The sequence below is a fragment of the Chryseobacterium formosense genome (genome assembly GCF_900116415.1).
Classification (GTDB): Bacteria; Bacteroidota; Bacteroidia; order Flavobacteriales; family Weeksellaceae; genus Chryseobacterium; species Chryseobacterium formosense.
Genome location: NZ_FPAP01000009.1, coordinates 48,931 through 73,757 on the forward strand (window position 1 = coordinate 48,931; position 24,827 = coordinate 73,757).

A 24,827-nucleotide genomic window follows, 5' to 3' on the forward strand; every position below is an offset into this window, starting at 1 on the left:
ACGCTGCATACATTTGTAATATAATTTAAAAAAGAAATGAAAAAAATAATACTAAGTTTTGTTTTTGCTTTTGTAAGCATGATCACTTTTGCACAATCTACTTGGACAGTAGATCCTATGCATTCATCTGTGAATTTCAATATCAAGCATATGGGGATCAGCTTTGTGCAGGGCAGGTTTGATAAATTTGAAGGAACAGTTTCTACGCCGGGAGCTACTTTAGATAATGCTAAATTTAACTTTTCAGTTCAAACTGAATCTATTAATACGGGAGTGGAGCCGAGAGATAAGCATTTGAAAAGCGCAGATTTCTTTGATGCTGAAAAATTCCCAGCTATGCAGTTTGAAAGCAGTTCTTTAATAAAAGGTAAAAATAATACTTATACTTTGAAAGGTAAATTGACTATAAAAGACGTTACTAAAGAAGTAAGTATTCCGGTAACTTTTGGTGGGGTTACAAAAAACCAACAGGGAAAAGAGGTTGCTGGTTTTCAGGCGAAGTTTACGGTTAACCGTTTAGATTATAATATTAAATTTGATCCGACAGGAGCAGGGATTGGAAAAGATGTTGAGGTTAATTTGTTTTTTGAATTAGTGAAATAATAATTTTCATATATATAATTTGGTTTAGGTAAAGGTTTCTCGAAGTTTTTTTGGGAAGCCTTTTTTCTTTTAAATACTTGGTGTTTCAATTAAAATTAAATTAAATTCAGAATTTAAAATGATAACAAAATTGCTTTGCATTTCTTTTTCCCCTAACTTTGCACAAACCTAATCTAATGAGTAAAAAGAATACAAAGTACATCTTTGTGACAGGAGGTGTGACTTCATCTTTGGGAAAGGGAATCGTTTCTGCTTCTCTGGGACTTCTGCTAAAATCACGCGGCTTCAATGTAACCATCCAAAAACTTGATCCTTATATCAATATCGATCCGGGAACTTTGAATCCTTATGAGCACGGAGAATGTTATGTAACCGAAGATGGTGCGGAGACGGATCTGGATTTAGGTCACTACGAGCGCTATCTTGATGCGCCGACTTCTCAAAACAACAACGTTACGACAGGAAAAATCTACCAGACTGTCATCGAAAAAGAAAGAAAAGGAGATTTCCTTGGAAAAACAGTTCAGGTAATTCCTCATATTACGAACGAAATCAAACGTAGAATTAAAATCTTATCGAAACAGAATTACGATATCATTATTACAGAGATCGGCGGAACTGTGGGAGATATTGAATCTTTGCCTTACATCGAAACTGTTCGTCAGTTGAAGTGGGAATTGGGCGAGAAAAACTCTATGGTAATCCACCTTACTTTATTGCCATATTTGGCTTCAAGTGGAGAATTAAAAACAAAACCTTCTCAGCATTCTGTTCGTCAGTTAATGGAAAGCGGAATTATGGCGGATGTTTTGGTTTGCCGTACAGAGCACAAAATTCCTAAAGATCAAAGAGCAAAACTGGCTCAGTTCTGTAACGTTCCTTTGGATAATGTGATTGAATGTAAAGATTTGGAAACCATCTATGAAGTTCCGATGTACCTTCAGAAACAAAACTTTGATGATGTAGTTCTTAAAGAATTAGATCTGAAAAGTGACAAAGAAGCTGATCTTAAAGACTGGAAAACATTCCTTAAAAAATTCCAGAATCCTAAAAAATCTGTTGAAATCGCATTGGTCGGAAAATATGTTTCTCTTCAGGACTCTTATATTTCAATCGCCGAAGCTTTTAAACATGCAGGTGCAGATCTTGAAACGGAAGTAAAAGTAAGATGGGTTTACAGTGGAGATTTAACTAAAGAAAATATCAAAGAATCCTTAGAAGGAGTTTCTGGTATTTTGGTAGCACCAGGTTTTGGCGACAGAGGAATTGAAGGTAAAGTGCTTACCGCTCAATATGCAAGAGAAAATAAAGTTCCAATGTTGGGAATTTGTCTGGGAATGCAGATCATGACGGTTGAATTCGCAAGAAACGTCTTAGGATATTCTAAAGCCAACTCAATGGAATTTGATACTTCTACGGAACATCCTGTAATTTCTTTAATGGAAGAGCAGAAAAATGTGGTAGATAAAGGTGGAACAATGCGTCTTGGAGCGTGGAAATGTTCTTTGAAGAACGGTTCAAAACTAAACGATATCTACGGTTCAAAAAATATTACCGAAAGACACCGTCACAGATATGAATTCAATAGTGATTATGTCGGAGAATTCGAGAAAAACGGCTTTTTAGCAACAGGTACAAACCCGGAAACAGGATTGGTAGAAGCATTAGAAATGCCGGATCATCCGTTCTATGTCGGGGTACAATATCACCCTGAATATAAGAGTACGGTTGCAACACCGCATCCTTTGTTCAGAGCCTTTATAAAAGCTTGTACTTCGAAATAATTGTAAAATTAAATTGATAGATTTATAGTTTTGCGAAACCTTATAAGTTTCAAAAACCTATAAGGTTTGAAAATAAAGTAATTCTGAAATTACAAACGTCATAGATAAACTCAGACTGATTATTCTCAGCCTGAGTTTATTATATAGTAACACATTATAGTATAGAGTTTTGATAAAAAAACAGTATTTTTGTCGACTCTAAAATATAGGAATACTATAAATGTAATTATGTTTTAGTTTTTAAAACATTAAGGCATTAAGAATAGAAGAATTATTAAGAATTCGCAAGCGAATTTTAAGATGGTATACTTAAAAATATCTTTAGATATTTCTTAATAAATCTTTACAGCTTATTTTTCTTGATGTTTCGGATAATTTCAGGCTTTTAGTTTAAAATTATTTGAAATGTTTTAAAATAAATATTTAAAAATTTTAATAAAAATAAAATGCAACAGAACAACGGACTCGATAAAAGTCAGATTATCAGTTTTGCGGTTTTATGTTTGGTTCTTTTCGGATTCATGTTTTATTTCCAAAGAAATAGCGCTGAAGAAGAAAAAGTAAAAGCTGAACAACAGAAAACAGAACAGGCGAAGAAAGCAGTAACGCCTACTCCGGCAGCCAATATCAACCCCAATGTAACTCCGAATTCGATTCAGGTTTCCAATTTGGCAAACAACGAACTGAAGCTTGAGTTCTCAAGTTTGGGAGGGCAGGTTTCAAAAGTAGAGCTTTTAAAATATAAAGCTTACGACCACAAAACCGATAAGGCAGATCTTCCGCTTAATTTAATTACTAAAAACAATTCGAGCTACGGTTTTCAGTTTAAAGATAAAACAGGAAAAATAGTTAATACCAAAAATTTGGTGTTCTCTCCGGTGGTTAACGGAAATGTTGCAACGCTCACTGCAAATTATAACGGAGCAACGATTCAGTTTATTTATACTTTAAATAATAACCCGAAAGCTGAGCTTAAAGATCAGTATACTTTAGATTTTAAAGTAAGAACTCAAGGTTTATCTAATGTAACTTCTGATAATAAGGCAGATTTTATCTGGGATTATCAGGTGAGAAATCTGGAAAAGGGTAGAGCTCAGGAACAGTCGCATTCAGAATTTTCTTATGCTTTTAATAATTATAAGGATTATGATTATGATGGAAGAACGACAATGGAGGAAGATAAAGAAACGCTTAACTGGATCGGTGTAAAACAGCAATTTTTCTCTTCTGTAATTGAATCTAAGGCAGGTTTCACGCAAAGTAAAGGAAATCAGGAGGCCATTGAAGAAGGTGAATATCTGAAAAAATTAAACTTCGAAGGTTTTGTTGCCATGAACGGAGGAGAGTTTAATCAGGATTTCACGTGGTACTTTATGCCATTAGATTTACCATTATTAAAATCTTACGATAAAAACTTTGACGAAATTCTTCCGTTAGGTTGGTCTTTCATCGGAGCAATGAACCGTTATTTCTTCATGTGGTTATACAGTATTATCGCAGGATGGGGAATATCTGCAGGATGGGTAATTTTCTTAATGACGATTATTGTGAAATTAATCTTGTCACCAATTATGTATAAACAGCATAAATTGAGTGCCATGATGAAAGTAATTCGTCCTGAAATTGATGAAGCGAATGCTAAATTCAAGGATGCAGATCCTATGAAAAAGCAGCAGGCAACTATGGAAATCTACAGAAAAGCAGGTGTCAATCAGATGGCGGGATGTCTTCCGGCGCTGGTACAGATTCCTATTTTCTATGCATTATTCAGATTCTTTCCGAATTTTATCGACTTGAGAGGGCAAGGTTTCTGGTTTGCTAAAGATTTGACCGCTTATGATGATTTGATTAAATTACCATTTAAAATTCCTTTCTTAGGAGACCATTTAAGTGTTTTTGCATTAGCTTGTACAGTTGTAATCTTGATTTATACGGTAATGACTTCAGGAAATATGCAGCAGCCACAACAGGAAGGTATGCCAAATATGAAAGTGATCATGTATATTTTCCCGATCACCTTCTTATTCTTCCTGAATACTTCTGCATCAGGTTTATCTTGGTATTATTTTGTATCGAATGCGATTAATATTTTGATTATTCTTGTCATTAAATATGTGATTCTGGATGAGAAGAAAATTCACGCACAGATTCAGGCGAATAAAGAAAAGCCAAAAGCTGAAGGGAAGTTCCAGAAACGAATGAGAGAAATGATGGAGAAAGCTCAGGAGCAACAAAAAACACAAGAGCAGCAGAGAAATAAAAAGAAATAAATATTCATTGTAATATATAAATAGAAAGAGAAGCTAATGTAGCTTCTCTTTTTTTTTGCCATTTTGATGAGAGCAGGCAGAATTTCATTTTATTAATTTTTAAATAAAGAATATAAAATCTATTTGTAAATTTCAGATAACCAATTTTTTACTTAAATTATTTATACAAGTAAGCTGTTATTTAGAATCGTTTTAAATTTAAATATGAACTATTCTTAACATGATAATTTATTTTTGATATTTTTTTAATCATACTTAAGCCTGAAAGAAAGTCTGTGATATTTTGTTATACCATGCTTTATCAGAGCTTCCTGATGTTTTTTTGTAGCATAACCAAAGTTAGTATTCCATCCATATTCGGGATGTTCTTCGTGCAGTTCTATCATGAGCTTGTCACGATAATTTTTTGCTAAAATGGAAGCAGCCGCAATTGATAAAAGTTTTGAATCACCTTTAATAATACATTGGTGCGGAATAAAATTGTATGGATGAAATTTATTGCCATCTACCAAAATAAGTTCAGGTCTTATGATTAATTGATCTAAAGCTCTGTGCATTGCATGAATGCTGGCGTTTAGTATATTATGTTCATCAATAAACGCAGGAGGAAGTTCTGCAATGGCGAAACATTTTACATTTTCTTTGATATAAAGATCAAGATCCATCCTGGTTTTAAAGTTCAGTTTTTTGGAATCATTTACGAGATTTTGCTCAAATTTTTCGTCTAAAATTACAGCTGCTGCCACAACAGGTCCGCTCAAACAACCTCTTCCCACCTCATCACATCCCGCTTCGATGTAATTTTCTGACCATTTTTTTAGTAAATCCATAAATTTTAACAGTTTGTCTTTTCAAAAATGAGGTAAAAGTCCAAATGTTATGTTAAAAATAATAATTTTTTTAAATTTTAACAGTTTCATAAAAGAACTTTTTACAACTTTGTTCATACAAAATTAATATTAATATGAAGAAATTAACAGCAGGTGTGCTAATTTTAGTACTGTCCTCCTCATTTGTGGTTGCCAATGCGCAAGAAACAAAGCCAGGAGATACTTTAAAAACACAGGAAATAGAGGGTGTGGTCGTTACTGCACTCGGAATTAAAAGAGAGAAAAAATCCTTAGGCTACTCTTCACAGCAATTAAACGCTGGTCAAGTAAATTCATCTCCTACAAACAATTTTTTGAATAATCTATCTGGTAAAGTCGCCGGGTTAGATGTTAAAATGAATTCCAATTTTGGAGGATCTACAAATATTGTAATGAGAGGTATTAAATCCATAACTGGTAATAATCAAGCGTTAATTGTTGTAGATGGTATACCTATAAGTAATGCTAATCTTAATACGAACGACGCTAAAAATGGGCGCGACGGATTTGACTTCGGAAACGCGGCATCGGATATTGATCCTAACAATATTGAATCTGTAAACGTTCTTAAAGGCGCAGCAGCAACAGCTCTTTATGGTAGTTTGGCTGCGAATGGAGCTATCATGATAACCACAAAAAAAGGAAAGAAAAATTCAGGATTAGGTATTTCATATAGTTCTACCGTTTCTGTAGGAACTTTTGACAAGTCTACATTTGCAGAATATCAAAAAGACTACGGCCAGGGATATGGAGGAGAAGATAGCTCATATATGGGAGATATTAATGGTGATGGAATTGATGATGGATTAATTGCTTCTACCGGAGATGATGCTTCATACGGAAATGCTTTTAATCCTAGTATTTTAGTATATAATTGGGATGCTTTTATTGAAGGCCATCCAAATTATCAAAAGGCAACACCATGGGTAGCTGCAAAAAATGATCCCACTAAATTTTTTAAAAAAGCATACTCTATCATTAATAGTATCGCATTGAATGGAGGAACTGATAGATCAACATATAATTTCGGATACACAAATAATTATGAAACAGGTATTCTTCCAAACAGTTCTTTGAACAAAAATACCATAACCGGAAATTATTCATATGACCTTTCGAGTAAACTAAAGGCTAATGCTTTTATGACCTTTACTAATCAGAGTACCGTTGGTAGAAATAATGTAGGATATGGTGATAACATCATCGGTGGTTTTAGACAATGGTGGGCAACAAATGTTGATGTTTTAGATTTAAGAGAGCAATATTTCAGAACGAAAAAAAATGCTACCTGGAATATGATAAGCCCTACAGATGGAAATTTAGCACCAAACTTTTGGGACAATCCTTACTGGAGCAGATATGAAAACTATGAATCTGACACCAGAAGAAGATTTTTAACAGGTGGATCTCTTAGCTATGAAATTACTAAAAATTTGAATTTGTTAGCAAGAGTGGGTATTGATTACTCGAGAGACAAGCAGGAAATAAGAAAAGCTGTAGGAAGTCACGCTGAAGAATTTGGGCTTTCACAAACAAATCAATCTTCCGGATACGAAATTTTCACACGAGATTTTATGCAACAGAATTACGATTTTATTGCTACATATGACTTGAAAGTTGGTGAAAAAGTTACTGGAAAACTGACGGGAGGTTATAATTTCATTAAAAGAGATATTGAAGCTTTCAATGCATCTACTACCGGTGGGCTTTTAAAGCCAGGATTCTATGCTTTACAAAACTCTAAAACCTTTATTGCACCAATCGAAACAGATATAGAATATAAAAAATCAGGTGTTTACGGACAAGCATCGTTCGATTATGACAGAACACTATTTTTAGAAGGGTCTTACCGTTATGATAAATCTACGGCGTTGCCTTCATCAAATGGAGGCTATGGTTATTGGGCTTTAGGAACTAGCTTTATTTTCTCGGAATTGATCAAACAACCTTGGCTTAATTTAGGTAAGTTCAGATTGAATTATGCCGAAGTTGGTAATGACCCTGAACCTGGGCGATTTGGATGGCTAAATAATAGAGGGGCTATAACTGATGCTGCATTGTTTGATCTTTCAAATACTTATTTGGATTTTTCACAACTTAGACCAGAAATTACAAAATCTTGGGAAGCTGGTATTGAATTGCAAATGTTTAAAAATAGATTAGGCTTAGATGTTTCAGTTTATAAAACCAATAGTACGGATCAAATTTTTTCTGTTCCAACTACTGCGGCATCACAATATTTATTTAAAATGATTAATGCGGGAGATTTGGAAAACAAAGGTATTGAGGTCGCTTTAAGTGGTACTCCTATCAAAACAGAAAATTTTTCTTGGAATGTTAATGTAAACTGGTCTAGAAACAGAAATAAGCTTATTTATCTGGATGAGGGAAGAACCAATCTTCAATTGGCGAATTTCCAACATACTTCTTTAAATGCAACAGTAGGAGAAGCTTATGGAACTATACGTGGAACAGATTTCGTTTATGATGCTAACGGAAATAAGGTTGTAGGTGAAGATGGGTATTATTTATTGAAAAATGATCAGGTTTTGGGTAATATTCAGGCAGATTGGTTAGGTGGAATTTCAAATACATTTAAATATAAAAACTTTTCCGTAGGCTTTTTAATTGATATACGAAAAGGTGGTGATGTTTTTTCATTAGACCAGATGTACGGACAAGAGACAGGCTTATATCCTAATACGGTTGGTTTAAATGATTTAGGCAATCCTATTCGTAACACCTTAGATCAAGGTGGTGGAACGATATTACCGGGAGTTAAGGAAGATGGAACTCCAAATGATATTAGAATTGATGGTAGTTATTCTACAGGTATTTTTGGTTCGATTAATCCTGAAAAAGCTTTTGTATATGATGGCTCATATGTCAAGCTAAGAGAAGCTTCCATTACTTACACACTTCCAAATAGAATTTTTGAAGGTACAGTGATAAGATCTGCCTCTTTTAGTCTTTTAGGAAATAATCTTTGGATTATTCATAAAAACCTTCCGATGGCTGATCCAGAAGCAGGATCTTCAGGAGGTAATGTGCAGGGTTATCAGTCGGGGGTAATGCCTACAGTTAGAACCATATCGTTTAATGTAAAAGTTAATTTTTAGAATTATGAAAAAGTTTTTTTTATCAATATTTGCAGTCTCAGCTTTAGTCACTTCTTGTGCTAGTGAAGATGATATTTATAATGATGATTCTCTTAAAGCTTATGAAGCTTCTGGAGAGTATTTCTTTGCCAATGCACAAAAAGAATTAGTAGATCAGCTTACTACGCCAAGTGTAAATTTAAATGTATTTCGCTATTTTTCACAATATTGGGCGGCAACTACGTATCGTGCAGAATCTAGATACGATTTGACTACAAGAAATATTCCCGATAATCATTGGGATAATCTTTATGCGGAAGCTCTTGGGAATTTTAAGAAGGCAAAAGAGAATATTTTGTCAGAAAGTAAACCAGCTTTAATGTCTGAAATTGAATGGAATAAAATTCAGCAAAACAGAGTTGCTATTATTGAAGTTTTAATGGTATATACGTATCAGGTTTTAGTAGATAGCTTTGGAGATGTTCCTTATTCTCAATCATTAGATATTGTAAATACACCATTACCAAAATATGATGATGATGCAGCAATTTATCCGCAGCTTATTACAAGATTAAACGCAGCAATTGCTCAAATGGACACAGGTTACGGATCAATAACTCCAAATCAGGATTTGGTGTATGCTGGAGATGTTTCTAAATGGAAATTATTTGCAAATTCATTGAAAGTAAAAATTGCAATTAATATGGCTGACGTTAATAATAGTCTTGCAAAATCAAGTATAGAACAAGCATATGCAGCGGGAGTGATTGAAAGTAATACAAATAATGCATTGCTTACGTACAATACTTTTGCTCCAAATTACAATCTTATCCATGAAGAGTTGGTACAAAGTAACAGAAATGACTTTGTTCCTGCATCTGTTTTTGTAGATAAGCTTAATTCATTGAGTGATCCTAGAAGACCAATATACTTTACACCTCTGAATGGTACTACCAATACTTTTGTAGGAGGAAATTATGGTTATCAGAATTTATTACCATATAATGATTCTTACTCTCATATTGGTGATAAAATAAAAGAGCCAAACTTACCAGGAGTACTTATTGATGCTGCAGAAATCAATTTTATATTAGCAGAGGCAGCTGAAAGAGGATATTCTGTAGGCTCTGCTGCAACACATTACGAAAGCGCTGTTAAAGCTTCACTTACTTTTTGGGGGATTAATAACACTGATGCTACTGCTTACTATAATCAGTCCAGTGTTAATTACGGCACAGCAACTGGAACTTGGAAGGAAAAAATCGGAAATCAAGCGTGGATTGCTATGTATAATAGAGGTTTTGAATCTTGGACATTTTTTAGACGTTTAGATTTTCCGGGTATTGTTGCACCTGCAAGTGCATATCCTATTGCGGAAGGAGAAATTCCTGTAAGATTAACGTATCCATCTACAGAACCTAATATTAATGGAGCAAATTATCAATCCGCTTCTTCAGCAATCGGAGGCGATAAGCTTACCACAAAAGTCTTTTGGGACATCAATTAATGCACAACTTCTTTTAACATTCATATTAAACCGCCTTAGTGCGGTTTTTTTATTTCCGTATATTTGCAGTTCAAAGAAGAATAATGAATATTAAAGATATCATAGAACAAAAACTGGCGGATGTTATTCTTAATGTCTATCAGCTAAAAGATATAAACCTTGAAATTCAGGAGAATAAAACTGAGTTTGAAGGTGATTTTACCATTGTGACCTTTCCTTTGGTAAAACAATTGAAAAAAAATCCTGAAAGTATTGGCGTAGAGCTGGGGGAAGCTTTGACCGAGCAAACCGAATTACTCGAAAGTTTCAATGTAGTAAAAGGTTTTTTAAATGTAAAAGTTAAAAATCAATTTTTTGTTGATCAGTTTAAAACGGTTACCGATCAGTTTTCAACAATTGAAAAGAAAAATGCAACCGTAATGGTGGAATATTCTTCCCCAAATACGAATAAACCACTTCACTTAGGTCACATCAGAAATAATCTACTAGGTTTTTCTGTGGCTCAGATTCTTGAAGAAGCAGGATATGATGTCGTGAAAGCTCAGATTATTAATGACAGAGGAATTCACATTTGCAAGTCGATGTTGGCTTGGGAGAAATTTGGTAAAGGCGAAACTCCGGAAACGAATCAAATCAAGGGTGATAAGTTTGTAGGAAATTATTATGTAAAATTCGATCAGGAATACAAAAAAGAGATTGCTGCTTTAATGGAGCAGGGAATTTCTGAAGATCAGGCTAAAAAAGATGCGCCTTCAATGAAAGAGGCTCAGCAAATGCTTTTGGATTGGGAAAACGGAGACGAAAAAGTAAGAAATCTCTGGGCTGAAATGAATTCTTGGGTGTATGATGGTTTCAATCAAACCTATAACAGATTGGGAGTGAATTTCGATCAGGTTCAATATGAGAGCAATACCTATATTTTAGGGAAAGACCTTATTCAGGAAGGTTTGGATAAAGGCGTTTTGTATCAGAAAGAAGATGGCTCGGTGTGGTGTGATTTAACGGAGGAAGGTTTAGACCAAAAATTATTACTTCGTTCGGATGGAACTTCGGTATATATGACCCAGGATTTGGGAACGGCGGTAGAGCGTTTTAAAGAAAATAATATTCAGAAGTTAATCTACACAGTAGGAAACGAACAGGATTATCACTTTCAGGTTTTATTTAAAATTTTAGGAAAGCTTGGATATTCTTGGGCGGATCAGTTGTATCACCTATCTTATGGAATGGTTGAGCTTCCAAACGGAAAAATGAAATCCCGTGAAGGTACGGTTGTAGATGCGGATGATCTGATGCAGGAAATGCACAATATTGCAAAAGAAAAATCGGAAGAATTAGGAAAATTAGAAAACCTAACTGAAGAAGAAAAAAACGCAAACTACGAAAATGTAGGAATGGGAGCGCTGAAATACTTCATGCTGAAAGTTGATCCTAAGAAAAAAATGCTTTTCAATCCTGAAGAAAGTATCGATTTTAATGGAAATACGGGGCCATTTATTTTATATACCTATGCTCGTATTCAATCGTTGTTGATGAAAGCCAATTATCTTAATAAAGAAATTGCTGATGTAGAATTAAACCAGTATGAGAAAGAGTTGATCATGCATCTGGCAAATTACAAGGCTGTTGTTGAAAAAGCTGCAGAATTATTAAGTCCGGCATTGGTTGCAAATTATCTTTACGATTTAGTGAAATCGTATAATTCATTCTATCAAAGCAATATTATTTTAAAACTTGAGGATGAAAATTTGAAACAGTTCCGTTTGAATTTATCAAATCTCACAGCAAGAACAATACAAAAATCGTTAAGTTTACTGGGAATAGGGACAGTAAACAGAATGTAAAATAAAATCCTCCTGATAATTCGGGAGGATTTTATTTTAAACTTTAGGCGCTTCGCTTTGAACCTGGCTGTCTCTATATAATTTCGCACTGCTCCATTTTGCGTGTTTTGAAGGAACAATCCTATATCCTTTTTTATAGGTATACACTTTGGTAAACTCAGCTCCGAAAAAGATCAGCATGCACGAATAATTGATCCACATCATAATTAAAATCACGGTTCCGGCAGTTCCGAATGCTGAGGTTGGTTTAAACTGATTAAAGTAAAGACTCAGCAAAAATTTACCTAAAGTGAAAAGAAAAGCCGTAAGCATTGCACCTTTCCAAACGGATTTCCAGCTGATTTCTGCATCAGGAAGCACTTTAAACATTAATGCAAATAATACTACAACGACGGCAAAGCCAACGGCAAAATTGATGATTTCAACAATTAGATAGGTTTCCAATCCGAAATAGGTGGTGATGAAATTATTAAAGAGGCTGATCAGGGAAGACAAAACCATGGTAATCATCAGTAAAAAACCTAAAATAAGGATCATTCCTAAAGAATTGGCTCGATCTAAAAGAAATTTCACCAATGCTTTTTTGGGAGCAGCTTCCACTTCCCAAAGATTATTCAAAGATTTTTGTAACTGGAAGAACAGAGTAGTGGAACCATACACCAATGAACCGACCCCGACAATTTTCATAAAAATATTTTCTTTATCGATCAATGCACCGGCAATCATATCCTGAATACTTTTGGCAACGTCATGTCCCATCAATCCGATAATCTGGGTGCTGATTTGTCCTCGAATGGCTTCTTCACCAAAAAAATATCCGGCAATCCAGATGATGATGATGAGTAAACCCGGAATTGAAAAAATGGCATAATACGCCAGACTTGCAGAATCATTGGAGGCGGAAGAATTATTCCATTCAGTAAAGGTTTCTTTGACGGTCTCCCAGAAAAATTTTAGTTCTTTTAGCATGGTAGAAATATTAATGTGAGTGATTTGGTTGAATTATTATATTTTCTTCAATATGAAATGAAGAAATATTATTGTTTCTAGGATTTAACACAAAGATTATTCCTTAAAGTAAATTTGAGAATACAAAATCAAGTAATTTGTTTAATTTTTAATTAAAAGATAACCAGAAATATGTTTTGGCTAAAGACGTATGAGTTTTGTTAAAATAAAAACGGGCTAAAGCCCGTTCCTATTGATGTTGATAATATTGTTTTGATTTTCGGCATAGGTAAAAAGTCAATTACCAAAGGCTATCTAAAACGGATATCCGATTGCAATATTCAAGATCAGATTATCTCTTCTCCAGCCCGAATCTCCGAAATTGATCCTGTCAAATGCCCATCGGTCGCCTTTTTCATAGTAAGGAACTCTTAATGGCATTGCCAAATCGAGTCTTAAAATTAAAATTGAGAAATCTAATCGTAAACCAACTCCGGCTCCAACGGCGATTTCGCTTAAAAATTCTTTAGAGAATTTTCCGCCTGGTCTGAGGTTTTTACCGTTATCATCGAATTCGTCGTTGATTAACCAAATATTTCCGGCATCCACGAATGCGGCAACATTTAAAAACTTAAATAAATTGGCTCTATACTCAGCATTCATTTCAAGTTTTACGTCTCCCGCTTGATCAAAAATTGCTCTTGTTGAAGTATCAGTTCTTGGATCATAACTTCCAGGTCCCAAAGTTCTTGCGCGGAATGCTCGGATACTGTTACTTCCACCTACGAAGAACTGTCGTGCAAAAGGAATGTACTTCGAGTTTCCATATGGCACAGCAACACCGGCAATTAATCGGGTAGCTAAAGATGTTTTCTCTGTAAATTTATGGTAAAAGCGTACATCATTTTCGATTTTAGCATATTGGCTAAACGGAATTCCAAAAATATTTTTTTCTTTTCCTTCTTTTACATTCGCTCCGGTTACCAATCCTGTAATATTTCCCGCCAGATCCAGCATTCCTTTATAATAGAATGTATTTTTTCTCGGAAGCATGGTGGTGGAATAAGTGTAGGAATACGTCGGTCCGAAAATTAACTGTCGGTCAGTAATTCTTTGAAGATAAGGATTATTAAAAGCTAATGAATCAAACTTTGGAGTTACATCCGCTGGACGAATCAACGAAACATCAATCACATTCAGCTCGTGCTCTTTTCTCACATTTTCTTTCCATTGGTAACCAAAGGATGCATTAAATGTATTTAAAGTATATAAAGTGGTTCTGTTCTGAAATTCATAACCGAGTTTAATATTTGTTCTCGGAACAAAAGCACTTGAAGAATTAAAACGGAACGGCGCTACAATTCTCGGAATCGAAAGCTGCGCATTGGCTCCGGCTCTAAAAATGTTTTCCGCATCGGCGGGTCCACCGATCTGAACATCGAATGCTCCATAAACAGAAGCTTTAAACTGCTCTGCTCCGTGAAAGAAATTTCTTTGCGTCCAGTTTAAATTCAATTCGCTTCCTGCATAATTGGCAGAGTTGGTTCTTCCCAAAGCTTCCAATCGTAATGACTGAAGTTCTCTTGGTGTTAAAATATAATAGGCATCAAATTTATGATTTAAAGAATCTGAAACCACAAAATCATTTTTAACGAATTTGAAAACACCTAAACTAATTAAACGATTAAGAGAAAGATTGTGGTCTTTTCGGTTGTATAAGTCTCCTTTTTCGAAGTATAAAGCACGGTCAAAAACCCTCGGTTTGAATTTTTTCTGTGGGTCAACAACATAAATATCATTGTATTCGTAGCCTTTCAGCGAATCCGGATTCATCGGTACGCTATATTTTCCTCTTTTTACATCACGAAGATTATAATTAGGAAAAACAATCACTTTATCAATGGTAAATTGTTCTTTTGCTAATTGTGGCGTATTATCTTTCAGTTTTACAATAAGTTCTACATCATTTTTTTTCTTGCTCACCGTACTGTCTGCCTGAACGATAATATTGTCCGGATTAAAATAATAGAAACCTCTGTCTTTCAATCCGTCGTCAATTCTTTGTCTTTCTGCTTTAATCACATCCAGGTCAAAAGGGTTTCCGGCTTTTAAACGTGTTCTTTCTTTTAAAACCTGAATTTCTTTATTAATCTCTGAAGAATCTGCCGGGAAATTGACATTACTGATCAGATATCTTCCACCAGGATTCAAAGTATAAATGACTTTGGCTTTTTTATTTTTCGAAACAGTATCATATTTTGCTTTTGCGTTGAAATAGCCTTTGTTTTCGGAATAATTAACGATAATATCTTTGTTGAATTCACGATCAACATCCCCCAGCAAAACCGGTTCTTCTCCGAATTTGTATTTCAGCCAGTATCTCAACCCTTTTTCTTTTTTGGGTTCTTTGGTTGCATTGTAAGCGTACAGTTTTGGTCTTAAACCTAAAAATGAGGAGTTTGGTTTTGGTGTAAGATTTTCTTTAATCGCTGATTCAAGTTCTGATTTTTCTTTCTTGCTTAAAGAGTCGCTTTCAATTTCGACTTCCGCTCCGGTGTACAGCATCTGTCCTTCTTTCAGGAACTTTGTGTTGCTGCATGAAATGATTGTCGCAGTAATTCCTGAAACCAAAAAATATTTACAGTATATGTTGAGTTTGTTTTTCATGTGTATTATTTGAATTCTACCACTTCTTTATCCTTATTTCTTTTATTCTGAATACCTTCACGGTTTCTGTTGTTTCTAGACTTTCTGAAAATATCCCTGAATTTATCATAATCCAGCGTAATCACAAATCCAAGTCCGGTTTCTACGATCTGTCCCTGAAGCGCAACCTGATATTCGTTTTTACGGTAGGCTCTCAAAGTATATCTTCCGTCTTTTGAAAGGGCATAATCTATCGTTACATCTCCTGCAATATTGGTGGTGTTTTCATTTTGTCTTGCTTCACCTTCCACACCGAAATTAGATCCGACAGAAACTTTTAATCGATCATTCAACAGTTTTTTGCTGATGTCAACATTCAGGTCGGTTCTTGTGTTTTGTTGCCCGGTGGAATAATCTTCAGTCGATTCCAGATCAAAATTAAGGTCAACTCCTTTTATTAAATCTGAAGCCAGGTTATTGATCTGTTGAGAAAGTATTTTACTCACACTTTGTCTCGCCATCGTTTCAGCCGACAATCCGGAGTTGCTCTCAAAAGGATTTTCACCAATAAAACGATTCAATAATAATAAAGCAAAAACCTGTTTATTCATCTCGTTAGGATCTTGTCGCAATTGAGCCAGTTTTGCATCAATTGTTTGGGTTACTTCAGATGAAACGGCATTGTTTTTTTCGTCCGTCGTGATATCAAATGAAATCTGAGGTTTCAGAAGTTCGCCTTTTAGAATCAATAAAGTATTGAACGGAATTCTCTGTTTGTATTGATTCAGATTAATCTGGTCAACCTGCTGCTCCACCAAATCGATAGGTGCAGTCTGCGTTTTATAAATGGCGGTAATATCAAGATTTGCAGTTGTCGGTTCTCCGGTCCACGTAATTGTACTTCCTTTCTGGATGTCGAATTTTCTTTTTAGAACACTTACCGACATTTCGTAACTTCCTTTTTCAACCTGATAAACACCGACTAATGTTGTTTTTCCTGAAGGATCAATTCCTCCGGTCAAATCGGCTTCACCCTGAAGTTTTACAAAATCTCCGTTGGCTTTATCAATGATGATCGACATTTTTGCTTCTTTGCTGAGCTCTATATTCACGTTCACATCCATTCCTTTGATCGGACTTTGAGCATCAATCGAATCGGCTTTAATGGTTTTATTTAAAGCAATCTGATCCTGATCGATAAATTCCACAATTCCGTCTCTTTCCTGTAATGAAGGCGAAGACTGAGGGAGCACAAACGTGAAATCGGTCGTTTCTGAAACGGCTAATCTTCCGTCAACTTTCGGTAAATCTAAATTTCCTCTCACCTGTAAAGCCGCATCGATGGCTAAAATTCCGTACATCAAAGCATCGTTTGATTTTTCAGAATTCACCACTTTGAAATCTTTTGCATTCACATCAAGATTAAATGCAAAGTCTCTGTAAGTCTGCGTTAAAACCTGACCGTCAATTTTCAGAGAATTTCCGTCTTTATCATTGATTTTAAAGTTATCAAACTCAATTCCCCGGTTGGTAAAATCAATTTTATCATTGATGTTTCTGAAATCACTTCCGGTTTTCGCAATCATCAAGCCTACATTATTCATTTTTACATCACCTAAAATTCTCGGAGCGGTTGTTGTTCCTGTAATTTTTAAATCTCCCGAAAGATAACCTTCTGTATTGGTGATCGCATTCATGGTGAAACCTTGCAATGTTTTCATCTGTAGCTGATTCATGTCTAAATCTAAATCAAAGCTGCTCGAAGAAGTATTGTAATTTCCTAAGATTTTCACATCATTATTATTTCCCGAAAGTGCAATATCTGCATTCAGAAGATTGGCTGACTGATTATTGACTTTAATATCTAAATTTCCCACAGGATTTCCGAAGACAAATAAATCGGTTACGTCAATGTCGGAAGTGAAGGTCATATTCTTGGTTAAGTCTCTCAGTTGCGCGGTTCCGTTGATCGTTCCTTTGGCTAAAAGTGAATCTTTTTTAATGATTTCTGTAATCGTTTCAATTTTAAAATCTTTCAGAGAAACATTCAGCGGACTTGTTGGTGAACTGCTTTCAGACTGTAAAGAAATTTCCGCTCCCGAGTTAGACAATCTGAAATTATCTGCAACAATTCCCTGACTGAAAATCTGTATTTTGTTGTTTTCGGCCACGGTCCAATCCATATAATTCAGTTTTAAACCGTTTGGATTTAAAGAGATTTCCGTGATGTCGTTCATTGATTTTGCATTTCCGGCAATCAGGAACTGTGTTTCGTCTTTATCATCTTTTGTCGTGATATTGTAATTGATGATATTGTTGGCAACATCACCATTGATATTGACTTTATTTAAAGCGAAACTTTCACTTTTCAATGCTGCAACACTTAAATCATACTGCAAAGCCTGATTCTGATTGGTGACTTTTAGACTTGTATTTTCCAGAGAGTTGGTTCCATATAAAACCTGCGGAATTTTTGCATCCAGTTCGATAATCTGAGAGTCTGCATTGTAATTTCCGGTAATGTTGATGGTTTCAAAACTCTTCAGATCCGGAACAAATTTTCTGATGAGGTCATCATCTTTTATACTTGCATTCAGTGTGAAAAACTGCCCTGCATCAATTTTCTGTATTTTTCCCGGTTTCTGAAACTGATAATATTGATTAACGGTTTGCGATAAAGCTCCAAAAATCTGTGTCAGTTTATATTTACCATTCAATTCCACATCCGCAATCTGGGAATTGAATTTTATTAAAGTTGAATCTGCCGTAGAAACTGCATTCAAACTGATTTCCTGAATAGGGTAGACTTCCTTAGTATCTGAAATGGCAAAGTCTTTTAAGTTTAAATATCCGTTTAAATTATCCGGATCAAGATTTTTAAAATCTCCGTCGATTCCACCTGCGATAATCATTGGCGAACTGTAGAATCCGAGTTTGTTTAAATCTAATTTATTGATATTTCCGTTGACTTTTACCGTCGGATTATCATTGAAAACTCCCGATGCTGCAAGATGTAAACTGGCATTCGGATCTTTTGAATTCAAATCAATATCATAAGCGCCACGATTGATTTTCCCTTTCAGATTCATATTCTGATAGGTGTATCCATTGTAAGTTGCAGATTGTACATCACCACTTAAATTGGCAGTCATGATTTTCGGATCAAACCCTTGTCCTTTCGCATTGATTTGTGCAGTAATGTTTCCTAAATCTTTATTCTGAATGATTTTTCCAATCTGTAAACTCTGCAGATTGGCTTTTACATCAAAGGTTTCTCTGTTCTTTCTTCGGATGTCGGCTTTAGCAATTACCGCAGCATTTCCTAAAGTGGAAGTCAGACGTAAATTGGTATCAAAAATCTGTGTTGTTCCTTTTGCGGTTCCACGAATGGTTATGAAAGATGGCAGGGTAATATTATTGGGAATCGTATTTTTTGGAACTAAATTGTATATGGTTTTCGATGCGGTCGAAAGTTCGGCAACATTTAAGTCATAATATAATTGGTCAGGATTCATTGCATTTTTGATTTTCCCTGAAGCTAAAACTCTTAATTTATCCAATCCTGAAACTTTCAGATTCTGAATGGCTAAATCATTCACTGTTCCTCTGACGAAAGCATTTACATTTAAAGTAGCATTCGGATATTTATTGAATGGTGCTGTATTTCTTAAAGTCGGAACCAAATTTAAAATGTCAGAAAACCCGATTTTAGAATCGCGGATGTCGGCTGAGATTTTTACGGCTCCCAAATTGGATGATAATTGCTCAATCGAATTATAATTTAAAACCACTTCATCTCTCAAAATTGTTTTCGGAGTCTGCAGATAAAGATTTTTCAGATAAGCTTCTTTTTCAGCATATACAAAATCGGTATTAAATTTTTGTACATTCAAACCTCTCGCTTCCTGAATTTCCGCTGATTTTACACTTCCTGCAAAACCGTTGTTTTCCATTTTGAAATTTCGGATGTCGAGATTTAATTTAGCAAAATTAAGATGATTAAAATCCATTCCGGATCGGGTAGGAGCAATCGCTGTGTTGTTGTAAGCAATTTTCACATCATCCAAAAGAAGTTTTCCCAAAAGAACTTTCATTGCTTTTTCTTTTGTAGAATTTTTGGAAACTTCAGGTTTTTCTTCTTTAGGATTTGCATTTTCTGCTGGAAGGAATAAATTGGCGTTGATGTTCGCTCCGGTCAGATAAACATTTCCCACATTGTAATCGTTGTTCTCCAAATCGATGCTGTTGACTTTTGTGCTTAATTCTTTGAAAAGAACTTTAGCAAAAGTTTTGGTATTATCGTCACCATAATCTACATCGAAATTGGTCAGTTTGATTTCGTTCAGACCTAATTTCATAGGCTTTTTCTGATTGAGGGAATCTACCTTTTCTTCAACATTGGCTGCAACTTCCTCGATGAGATCCTTTTTAAGTTTTAATTTTAATCCGTCAAGATTAATGTCGTTGACAGCGTAATTGTTATTCTGAAGATCAAATGTTTTTACTCTGGTATCAAAAGATTTAAAATAAGCTTTAATATCATTTCTGGATTGTTGGTCATTAAAAGTAATGCCAATATCTTTTAATTTTATCTTATCTAAAGAAATAATGAACGGTTTTGACGGTTTTTGCTCCTGCTCTTTATCGGAAGTTGCAAAAGCATCAATAATATAATCAAAATTGAATTTTCCCTGTGGATTTCTCACAACATTTGCACGAACTCCCTCCAAATCAATTGAAGTAAGATCGGCTTTAGAATTGATCAGTTGCCACATATCCAAACCGACATCGAATTTTTTTACGGCTAAAAGGGTATCGATATCCTGACCTTTCAAATAAAGATTTTCCATCACCAGACTGTTTGGAAATCCGATATATACTTTGTCAAGACTTACTTTGGTTTTTATTTTTTTCTCTAAGTAAACGATCAATTTATCTTTTACATAGTTCTGAACAGCGGTAAGTCTTAAACTTAAAATGAGCAGAATGATCAATACAAGAATAGAGATGATTGTAATAACAATACCTCTGAGAATTTTTCGTTTATTAAATTTCAGTTTCAAAATTTTGGTGATTTAGACAGGTTTACAATACTTTTCGGGTGTTGGCGAACCGTTTATTCATCTTTGTGTAATTATTTTCTTGCTGTCTTATATCTTTAAAATTTGAAATTTGATGAGCTTTATCATGATTATTTTTTTTGAAAGAGCCTATAGAAAAGGCTTTACTTGAAATTATTCAGCAATATGTTTGCCAACCAGGGTAAATGATGGAAATTTAATCGGTATGTGGTATATTTTTAAACGACAAAAACCTGCCCAAAGAACAGGTTTTTGTGTTGATGTATGCCTCAGTTGATTTTAAATATTATGGAATATTTAAAGTGAATAGGTTTTCAGATGTTAGTTGAGTTACAACTGCGACATACATCTGATGGAGATTCAATTCATAGTTAAATATATTTAGATGAGTTATTTTATTTCTACCATTTTGCGATTTCACCCTGTGGAACGGCACCACCCTGTTTTTCGGTAATCGGAGATTTTTCCTGATTAATGTGATAAATATAGGATGCGATTTTTTCAGCATCTCTTCCCGTGATTGTTCCTTCTTTGATGAATGGTCGCATTGTCGGATTGTTCGGCGAACCGTTTTCAAGCATCCAGAAAACATTTTTAAACAAACTTTTTTCTTTAATGTTGATCCAGTGCGTATCGGTAAGGTTTGGACCGATCCCACCTTTTCCACCGTCTCCGTGACAGGTTACACAATTTGTTTTAAACAATTGTTCGCCTTCTGAAATGTAATCTGAACTGTATTTTGCAGTTTCTAAATTAATTTGCGGAGCATTTTTTTCGTATTCCTCGATGGAAGCCAACTGAATTTTAGATTCTTTGTCATATTCTACTTCGGGGTGAGCGTAATCTGTAAAAGCGAAGGCAATCATATAAACGGCACAGAAAATAATTCCGAAATAGAAAAGTCCGATCCACCATTTTGGTAAAGAGTTGTCGAGCTCGGTGATTCCGTCGAAACCGTGGTCGATCAGAATGTCTTTTTCTTCAGACTGAGACTGTTTTTTGAAAGCCGAATTCCAAAGCTTCTGGAAATAGGGAGTTGCTTTATCCGAAATATATTCCTGTTTTTCTTCATCGGTCAGTCTGCTGAATCTTTCGTTTTCTACCAAATCACCGATAGAATTCATGATGAGCAGTAAAATAGTAATGATAATTAGCAATGCCCAGAAAAATGGTGTAGAAAAATAGTAGGAATCCTGTGCGAACATTTCGAACGCCATTACCGTAACGCCTATTGTTATGGCAATATATATAGATATAGGGGTTCTTGTTTTCATGTTGATTGATATTTAAAGTTAATCTACACTTGCAGTTTTGATTTCTGTCGTTTTGATGTCGGTGCCCAATCTTTGCAGATAGGCAATCATGGCGATAATTTCTCTTTGCTCAATCGGAACGAAATTGTTTCCTTTGGCTATTTTCTCTTTATCCATCTGATCTTTTACATCGGTGGCTTCAGCATAAATTCTTTTTACAATTGCTCGAGACTGATTATCTGCCCATTTGTTTGCTGAATCAATTTGTGCTTTTGTATAAGGAACGTCAAACGTATTTTTCATCAAAGACATTTTATCTGCCATTCTTGATCGGTCGAGCTTATTGGTAATTAACCAAGGGAAACGTGGCATAATCGAACCTGCAGAAGTAATTCTTGGGTTGTACATGTGTTTGAAGTGCCATGAATCGGGATTTCTTCCGCCTTCTCTGTGCAAATCAGGACCTGTTCTTTTTGAACCCCAAAGAAATGGTCTGTCGTAAATAAATTCTCCGGCTTTTGAATATTGTCCGTTTTTGCCGTCAAATCGGTTAACTTCATCACGGAAAGGCCTTATCATTTGAGAGTGACACGAGTTGCAGCCTTCTCTTATATAGAGATCTCTACCTTCTAATTCTAATGGTGAATAAGGTTTCACTGCAGATATAATTGGCAAATTGCTTTTCACGGTTAGTGTTGGAACAATTTCTACCAATCCACCGATTGCAATGGCTACAAAAGCTAATATTGATAATAGATGAGGAGTTCTTTCCAGCCAAAGATGTACCCCTTCGCCTTCTTTTCTTGCGTTTCCAACATTGGCTAAAGCTGGTGCTTCTGCAGGAACTTCTTTCTGGAATTTTCCTGATTTAATGGTTTTGTAAACATTTACCACCATTAAAATTGCTCCACCCAGATAAAATAAACCTCCTAAGAATCTCATTTTAAAATATGGAATAATCGCAGTCACAGTATCTAGCCAGTTTTTCCATAATAAAGTTCCGTCTGGGTTGAACTGTTTCCACATCAAACCTTGAGTAAATCCTGCAATGTACATTGGTACGGCGTAGAAAATAATTCCTAAAGTTCCCAGCCAGAAATGCCAGTTGGCTAATTTTTTAGACCAAAGTTCAGTCTTCCACATAATCGGAATCAGATAATAAACCACTCCGAATGCCATGAAGCCATTCCATCCTAACGCTCCCAAATGAACGTGACCAATAACCCAGTCGGTGTAATGCCCTATTTTATTTAGAGATTTTGTTGCTAAAAGTGGACCTTCAAAAGTTGCCATTCCGTAACAGGTAACAGCGACTACAAAGAATTTAAGAATAGGATTTTCTCTTACTTTATCCCAGGCTCCTCTTAAAGTTAATAATCCGTTCAGCATTCCACCCCAAGATGGTGCAATCAGCATGATGGAGAAACCTGTTCCCACCGCTTGAGCCCATGCCGGAAGTGCGGTATATTGAAGATGATGAGGTCCTGCCCAAAGATAAACGAAGATTAATGACCAAAAATGGATGATTGATAATTTATAAGAAAATACAGGCCTGTTTGCTGCTTTAGGCATAAAATAATACATCAAACCTAAAACCGGTGTCGTCAAAACAAACGCCACTGCATTATGACCATACCACCATTGAACCAAAGCATCTTTTACACCCGAATAAGCAGAATATGATTTCCAGCTTGTAAAAGATAACGGAACTTCTAAGTTATTGAATATGTGAAGCATCGCAACTGCAATCCATGTGGCAATGTAAAACCAAATCGCTACATATAAATGACGTACTCTTCTTTTGGCAATCGTTCCGAACATATTGATTCCGAAAATAACCCAAGAGAAAGTGATTAAAATATCAATCGGCCACTCGTGTTCCGCATATTCTTTTGAAGTATTGATTCCCATTAAGAAAGTAATCACAACTGCAATAATCATAATTTGCCATGTCCAGAAATGAATCCATGAAAGGGTATCGCTGTACATTCTTGTTTTAAGCAATCTCTGCATACTGTAATAAGCGCCGCAGAAGAATGAATTGCAGACAAAAGCGAAAATCACCGCACTCGTATGAAGCATTCTGATTCTTCCGAAACCTAAAGCTCCCTGAGAATTGATTAATCCCTGAATATTTCCGCTTCGCAAACTCTGAATGGTCGTATCATCAGTACCGAATAAAAATTCAGGCAATTCAGGATAAAAAAGCATCAAAGCTGCAGTTAATCCTAAAATAAAACCAATAATTCCGAATACAATAGTAGCATAGAGGAATGCTCTGACAATATTATTGTCATAATGAAATTTTTGCGTCTCCATAAGTCTTGTGTCTTGCGGCGAATAATATTTTTCGTTGAAAAACACTTTTTATCAAAGTTTTTTCCTTAACCGAAAAGAAATATCATGCTGCGTGTGTAATGTTTTGACAAAGGTATTTACTAACTTTGTTTGAGGCTATTAGATATACTTCTAAAATATACCGAAAACTACTAAAGCATTTGCGAGATGAAGATTTGTGGACAAAATATCAGAAAAATAAGACGCGAACGTGACCTTACCCAGGAATACATGGCATTCGAGATGGGAATTTCACAGAAAGCCTACTCCGATATAGAAAACTCCAAAGTGAAAATTAATTTGGAAATTCTTACCAAAATTTCAAACATCCTTAATATAAAACCATCCGATATCTGCAGTATTTCTCATAAATGTGGCAATAATGATTACGAAGATAAATACAACGAACTGTTGGAATATATGAAAAGGAACAACATCTCACTTCCGGATAACTTGCAATAAGTTCTTCTATATATTATATAAATATTTTACCTCCGACTTTTCACATTCATATTTTTCTTAGGAGCTATTTCCCGCTCTCCACTATATCTTTTGCTCTTCGTTGCTCATCACAAAAGGATGCCGTT

General features: G+C 35.1%; 13 protein-coding genes. 7 read left to right on the plus strand and 6 right to left on the minus strand.

Features of this window, described 5'->3' with window-relative positions:
• Window positions 1–36: 36 nt before the first annotated feature.
• The 3 genes from BM371_RS20155 to yidC all read left to right on the plus strand — a co-directional run bounded on the left by BM371_RS20155 (window position 37) and on the right by yidC (window position 4,657).
• Window positions 37–603, plus strand: a complete 567-nt coding sequence (locus BM371_RS20155) for a YceI family protein (protein ID WP_034672441.1) — start codon at window positions 37–39, stop codon at window positions 601–603.
• A 176-nt stretch (window positions 604–779) separates the two neighbouring features.
• The gene (locus BM371_RS20160; protein WP_034672440.1) at window positions 780–2,387 is read left to right on the plus strand and encodes a CTP synthase; all 1,608 of its coding nucleotides are present in this window, start codon (window positions 780–782) and stop codon (window positions 2,385–2,387) included.
• Window positions 2,388–2,833: 446 nt separating this feature from the next.
• The gene (gene yidC / locus BM371_RS20165; RefSeq protein ID WP_034672439.1) at window positions 2,834–4,657 is read left to right on the plus strand and encodes a membrane protein insertase YidC; all 1,824 of its coding nucleotides are present in this window, start codon (window positions 2,834–2,836) and stop codon (window positions 4,655–4,657) included.
• A 245-nt stretch (window positions 4,658–4,902) separates the two neighbouring features.
• Here the strand turns inward: yidC and BM371_RS20170 are convergent, their stop codons facing one another.
• The gene (locus BM371_RS20170) at window positions 4,903–5,487 is read right to left on the minus strand and encodes a ribonuclease HII (protein WP_034672437.1); all 585 of its coding nucleotides are present in this window, start codon (window positions 5,485–5,487) and stop codon (window positions 4,903–4,905) included.
• A gap of 134 nt (window positions 5,488–5,621) precedes the next feature.
• Between BM371_RS20170 and BM371_RS20175 the strand changes: the two genes are divergently transcribed.
• From BM371_RS20175 to argS, 3 genes are all read left to right on the plus strand, one after another.
• Window positions 5,622–8,645: a SusC/RagA family TonB-linked outer membrane protein gene (locus BM371_RS20175; protein WP_034672436.1), complete on the plus strand. Its 3,024-nt coding sequence runs from the start codon at window positions 5,622–5,624 to the stop codon at window positions 8,643–8,645.
• Window positions 8,646–8,649: 4 nt separating this feature from the next.
• A complete protein-coding gene (locus BM371_RS20180) occupies window positions 8,650–10,131 on the plus strand; it encodes a SusD/RagB family nutrient-binding outer membrane lipoprotein (protein ID WP_034672435.1) in 1,482 nt (493 codons plus the stop codon).
• Window positions 10,132–10,214: 83 nt separating this feature from the next.
• Entirely contained in the window at window positions 10,215–11,975 is a 1,761-nt protein-coding gene (gene argS / locus BM371_RS20185; RefSeq protein ID WP_034672434.1) for an arginine--tRNA ligase, read from the plus strand.
• Between the two features lie 36 nt (window positions 11,976–12,011).
• On the opposite strand, the gene BM371_RS20190 is transcribed toward argS, so the two are convergent.
• The 5 genes from BM371_RS20190 to ccoN all read right to left on the minus strand — a co-directional run bounded on the left by BM371_RS20190 (window position 12,012) and on the right by ccoN (window position 24,222).
• Window positions 12,012–12,944, minus strand: a complete 933-nt coding sequence (locus tag BM371_RS20190; protein WP_034672433.1) for a YihY/virulence factor BrkB family protein — start codon at window positions 12,942–12,944, stop codon at window positions 12,012–12,014.
• 294 nt (window positions 12,945–13,238) lie between these two features.
• Window positions 13,239–15,590 (minus strand): translocation and assembly module lipoprotein TamL, encoded by a 2,352-nt coding sequence (gene tamL / locus BM371_RS20195; RefSeq protein WP_034672432.1) that lies wholly within the window; start codon window positions 15,588–15,590, stop codon window positions 13,239–13,241.
• A 5-nt stretch (window positions 15,591–15,595) separates the two neighbouring features.
• The gene (locus BM371_RS20200) at window positions 15,596–20,632 is read right to left on the minus strand and encodes a translocation/assembly module TamB domain-containing protein (RefSeq protein WP_081874510.1); all 5,037 of its coding nucleotides are present in this window, start codon (window positions 20,630–20,632) and stop codon (window positions 15,596–15,598) included.
• Window positions 20,633–21,051: 419 nt separating this feature from the next.
• Window positions 21,052–21,924, minus strand: coding sequence for a cbb3-type cytochrome c oxidase N-terminal domain-containing protein (locus tag BM371_RS20205; RefSeq protein ID WP_034672431.1), 873 nt, complete (start codon window positions 21,922–21,924; stop codon window positions 21,052–21,054).
• Window positions 21,925–21,942: 18 nt separating this feature from the next.
• Window positions 21,943–24,222: a cytochrome-c oxidase, cbb3-type subunit I gene (gene ccoN, locus BM371_RS20210; RefSeq protein ID WP_034676832.1), complete on the minus strand. Its 2,280-nt coding sequence runs from the start codon at window positions 24,220–24,222 to the stop codon at window positions 21,943–21,945.
• A gap of 186 nt (window positions 24,223–24,408) precedes the next feature.
• Here ccoN and BM371_RS20215 point away from each other — a divergent pair, with 186 nt between their 5' ends.
• On the plus strand, window positions 24,409–24,702 hold the full coding sequence (locus tag BM371_RS20215) for a helix-turn-helix domain-containing protein (RefSeq protein WP_034672429.1): 294 nt from the start codon (window positions 24,409–24,411) through the stop codon (window positions 24,700–24,702).
• Window positions 24,703–24,827 lie beyond the last annotated feature (125 nt).